Annotated in this window: 3 protein-coding genes and 1 pseudogene; 2 read left to right on the plus strand and 2 right to left on the minus strand. The window is 40.7% G+C overall.

Features of this window, described 5'->3' with window-relative positions; translation table 11 throughout:
• Position 1: 1 nt before the first annotated feature.
• The gene (zwf, locus tag AC4E96_RS13270) at positions 2–1,471 is read right to left on the minus strand and encodes a glucose-6-phosphate dehydrogenase (protein WP_488033334.1); all 1,470 of its coding nucleotides are present in this window, start codon (positions 1,469–1,471) and stop codon (positions 2–4) included.
• Positions 1,472–1,760: 289 nt separating this feature from the next.
• Here zwf and AC4E96_RS13275 point away from each other — a divergent pair, with 289 nt between their 5' ends.
• Entirely contained in the window at positions 1,761–2,609 is an 849-nt protein-coding gene (locus tag AC4E96_RS13275) for a MurR/RpiR family transcriptional regulator (protein ID WP_488033333.1), read from the plus strand.
• 331 nt (positions 2,610–2,940) lie between these two features.
• Positions 2,941–4,380, plus strand: coding sequence for a pyruvate kinase (gene pyk / locus AC4E96_RS13280; protein ID WP_490256159.1), 1,440 nt, complete (start codon positions 2,941–2,943; stop codon positions 4,378–4,380).
• Between the two features lie 303 nt (positions 4,381–4,683).
• On the opposite strand, the pseudogene AC4E96_RS13285 reads toward pyk, so the two are convergent.
• Positions 4,684–4,989 (minus strand): annotated as a pseudogene (locus AC4E96_RS13285) (TonB-dependent receptor); the annotation flags it as partial.

The raw sequence follows: 4,989 nt of genomic DNA on the forward strand, positions 1-4,989 counted from the left end.
ATTATTCGTCCCATTCTCTGTCGTCTTTGGCCAACATAGCAATTGACGCTACTGGGCCCCATGAGCCAGCCGCGTACTCTTTTGGTGGTTCATTCGATTTGTCCCATGCATCCAAAATACCGTCGACCCAAGCCCACGCAGCCTCAACTTCATCGCGACGGACAAAGAGTGACTGGTTACCGAGCATAGCCTCTAACATCAAGCGCTCGTAAGCATCTGCAATACGGTCATTTTTAAATGTATCTGAGAAACTTAAATCCAGTTTAGTCTGTTGAAGTTCCATTTTTTCGCCCAAACCAGGGACTTTATTCATTAAATGAATCTCTACGCCCTCATGTGGTTGAAGACGAATAATTAGTTTGTTCGCTGGCAGAGTTTTGTACGTTTCTTTGAAGATGTTGTGAGGCAGTTCTTTAAAATGAACTACGATTTCTGTGCCTTTAACTGGCATTCGCTTACCAGTACGCAAGTAAAATGGCACACCAGCCCAACGCCAATTATCAATATCTACTCTAATTGCTGCAAAAGTTTCTGTACTACTTTCAGTATTCGCGCCTTCTTCTTCAAGGTAACCAGGAACCTGCTGGCCGTTCACAAAGCCTTTTGTATACTGACCTCGTACTGTCTTTTCTGAAGAGTCATCAACCGTTATAGGTCTAAGCGCCTTTAGAACTTTAAGTTTTTCATTACGGATGCTGTCTGCTGATACATCAACAGGTGGTTCCATTGCCAACAATGAAAGGATTTGTAATAGGTGGTTTTGAACCATGTCGCGCATTTGACCCGCGTCATCGTAATAGCCCCAACGCCCTTCTACACCAACCGACTCAGCAACTGAAATCTGAACGTGATCGATACATTCGTGATCCCAGTTGTTAGTGAAGATAGCATTGGCAAAACGTAACACTAGCAAGTTAAGAACCGTTTCTTTACCTAAGTAATGATCAATACGATAAATTTGTTCTTCTTTAAAGTGCTCAGCAATTTTGTCGTTAATAACTTTCGACGACTCTAAACAATGCCCGATGGGTTTTTCAACCACGACTCTGGTTTCATCGTTAACTAAACCTGCGTGAGATAGCCCTTCGCAAATCGCGCCAAATACTGAAGGCGGCGTCGAAAAGTAATTCACCATCGTTCTGTTATCGAGATCAACTACCTTAGCAATAGAGTCAAAATCACCTTTTACCGTCATATCAACTTGGCAATATTCCAATCTTGCTAAAAAGCGTTGTTCAACTTCCTTGTCTACTGGCTCTTTTAAAAACTCCTTCAAGCTGTCTGAAACAACTTTTTTGTAGCCTTTTAAATCATGTTTGTCTCTGGCAACACCAACAATTTTAGTTTCTGCAGCAAGTAGTTCTGCTCGTTCTAGTTGATAAAGTGAAGGAATTAACTTACGTCTTGCCAAGTCACCCTTGGTTCCGAATAGAACTAAATCACATGGTTTATGGCTTAAGTTTTTGGCCATTAGACTCTCCAATAAGATGGTCAGTTTATTTGTAATTAAACTACATTGCTCTAATGCTATCGAACAAATGTAGGCTGTGTAAAGCCAACTTTTGTAATTTTTTTACACAAAAGTAAACTTTTAACTAATTTTGTTGTTTTTATTTGGTAATTAATTTCTAATGCATGACATAACGCGAAATTTTGCAGATATAGCAGTGTAATTTTAACCTGTATTTGAAATATGGTGACACCCTTTTTTAGATTTCTTGCAAATATTCCGTACGTCTTATAAGAGTTGAGGCCAATTAATGAACATTTTAGAAAAAATAAACTTACAAATCACAACGTTCAGTAAGTCTGAGCGTAAAGTAGCAGAAGTCATTATTGATAACCCGGAGCAAGCAATTCACTCAAGCATCGCTACACTAGCAAAGATTGCAGATGTTAGTGAGCCAACGGTAAACCGTTTTTGTCGCCGCTTGGACACCAAAGGCTTCCCAGATTTCAAATTACACCTTGCACAAGGCCTTGCAAATGGTACTCCCTATGTAAACCGTCACGTAGACGAACACGATGGCCCTGAAGAGTACACAGCGAAGATTTTTGAATCGACGATGGCCTCATTAAATAGCGCTCGTAAAAGCCTAGATGTTAGCCAAGTAAACAGAGCCGTTGATATTTTGACGCAAGCGAAAAAGATTTCATTTTTTGGTCTTGGTGCATCGGCTTCTGTAGCGCAAGACGCACTAAACAAGTTCTTCCGTTTTAATGTACCAGTTAATTGTTTTGAAGACATTGTTATGCAACGTATGAATTGCATGAACAGCTCTGAGGGCGATGTTGTTATGTTGTTCTCTCACACTGGTAGAACAAAACAATTAGTTGAAATTGCTGAAATTGCCCGTCAAAACGATGCTACCGTTATTGGAGTAACATCGAAAGACTCACCACTGGCCAAAGAATGTAACATTTGTTTGAGCCCTGACGTTCCAGAAGACACCGACTTGTATATGCCGATGGCTTCTCGTATTGCCCAATTAGTGATCGTAGACGTGTTAGCCACAGGCTTTACTTTGCGACGTGGTCCTAAGTTCAGAGATAACCTAAAGAAAGTGAAGGACTCTCTGCGCCCTTCTCGCTTTGATAAAAAGGACTAATCGTCCGATAGCGAACGTCGTTTTGTTGCCACTCAACTCTTTAACAAAGCGACGTTTTTCTTATATTTACATTATACTTTTACTATTGGCTAATTAGTTAAACGCCTTTTCTATCAGGTGCACTACGCTGTGCCAACCTTATTTGTAAAATCAGCTACACTTTTCTTCATCAATCTTTATGTCGTCATTTAGTCTTACTCCATTGTTAAACTAGTCCGACATGTAATAAAAATTCAGCTTTGTGTGAAATAAGCCTTGTAATTTTCTTCAATTCTTTCAAAATGTAATTAAATTACATATTAACTGTATTCAATCTAGGAGCTTTCTCTAAATGACGAACGCATTGAGAAGAACTAAAATCGTTTCAACACTAGGTCCTGCAACGGACCGTGATGGTGTATTAGAAAAAATCATTGCCGCCGGCGTTAACACTGTACGTATGAACTTTTCTCATGGCTCGGCACAAGATCACATCGACCGCGCCAAACGCGTACGCGAGGTAGCAAAAAAACTAAATACCTATGTTGCGATTTTGGGCGATCTTCAAGGCCCTAAGATTCGTGTTGCACGTTTCAAAGACGGAAAAATCCACTTATCTGTAGGCGACAAGTTTGTTTTAGACGCAAACCTAGACCGCGACGCTGGTGATCAAAACCAAGTTGGTATCGATTACAAAGCGTTACCTGAAGATGTGAATACAGGTGATATTTTATTATTGGACGACGGTCGCGTTCAGTTAGAAGTAAAATCTGTCGAAGGTAGTAAGGTAAATACTGAAGTGACGGTTGCCGGTCCTCTATCAAACAATAAAGGTATCAACCGTAAAGGCGGTGGCTTAACAGCACCTGCACTAACAGACAAAGACAAAGAAGATATCGTGACCGCAGCAGAAATTGGTGTTGAATATCTTGCCGTTTCGTTCCCAAGAAATGGCGCAGATATTGAGTATGCACGTGGTCTTGCTAAGAAAGCGGGTTTTAATCCGCGCATCGTTGCAAAAGTTGAACGAGCTGAAACCGTCGCGACTGATGAAGCAATTGATGATATTGTCTTAGCTTCTGATGTGATCATGGTTGCTCGTGGAGACCTTGGTGTCGAAATTGGTGACGCTGAATTAGTTGGTGTTCAGAAGAAGCTCATTGCGCGCTCTCGCCAACTTAATAAAGCCGTTATTACGGCGACACAAATGATGGAATCGATGATTTCTAGCCCAATGCCGACTCGAGCTGAGGTAATGGACGTATCGAATGCGGTGCTAGATGGTACAGATGCAGTTATGCTTTCAGCAGAAACCGCTGCTGGTGATTTCCCTGTTGAAACAGTGACTGCCATGGCGAATGTATGCCTAGGTGCAGAAAAGCACCCTAGTGTTTTAAGTTCGAAGCACAGACTGGATGTTCAATTTGATAATGTTTCTGAAACGGTTGCAATGGCAACTATGTACGCCGCAAACCACTTAAAAGGCATCAAAGCTATTGTCGCACTAACAGAGTCTGGTGGTATGGCACGTTTGCTTTCTAGAATCAGCTCTGGTTTGCCGATTTATGCTTTATCTCGCCATGAAAAAACATTGAACCGCTGTGCGCTGTTCCGTGGTGTTTACCCTCTTTCATTTGATTCAACAGAATTTGAACAAGACGATGCACGTGAAGCAATCAATGCACTAGTTGAAGCAGGCCGTTTGCAAAAAGGCGACATGGTCATGCTAACGCATGGTGATAAAATGGAAACTATTGGTGCGACCAACACGATGAAGATTATGACGGTATAACGACTACATTATATTCAACATAAAAATAAAAGCGGGCAATGCTCGCTTTTTTTATTGCCTGTACTTTTTAATGCCTGTAGTTAATTCCAATAGATTAAGCTTTTTTTTCATCTAATTGTAAAATACTGGTTTTAGTGCAAATAGAGTCAATGTTCCTATCGTCACTCTCTGAACCCTACTTCCTTTAAATAAGCATCACTGCGCCAATTTCTTTAAGCACCTATCAACTAGACACAAAAAAGCCCGCTCAATGAGCGGGCTTTCATTTAATAATAAAACGAGTAGTTAGAACTACCTAAATTATTAGTAGAAGTTCTTCTTGAACTCGATACCCCAAGTAGTAGGTTCATTAACAATACCAGTATTGTTGTTGAAATCTACACCTGCTTTAAGGTTGTCTTCGTCTGTTATGTTACGACCAAATACTGCAATTTCCATATCTAAGTCATAATGAATGTAACCAATGCGAAGGCCTAGCTCAAACTGACCGTCCGTTTTGTATTCTTCTGTTTCATAGATAAAGATATTCGTTTCACCTTGGTACGCGTAGTCACCGTAAACGTATAGTTCACCGTCATTACCCATTGGCATAGAGTAACGAGCTGTTGT

This window comes from Psychrosphaera sp. (genome assembly GCF_982872775.1).

What these genes read in the sequence shown, in the direction of transcription:
- zwf (WP_488033334.1), bottom strand. Translation starts at nt 1,471, where the DNA reads ATGGCCAAAAACTTAAGCCATAAACCATGTGATTTAGTTCTATTCGGA.
- AC4E96_RS13275 (WP_488033333.1), top strand. Translation starts at nt 1,761, where the DNA reads ATGAACATTTTAGAAAAAATAAACTTACAAATCACAACGTTCAGTAAG.
- pyk (WP_490256159.1), top strand. Translation starts at nt 2,941, where the DNA reads ATGACGAACGCATTGAGAAGAACTAAAATCGTTTCAACACTAGGTCCT.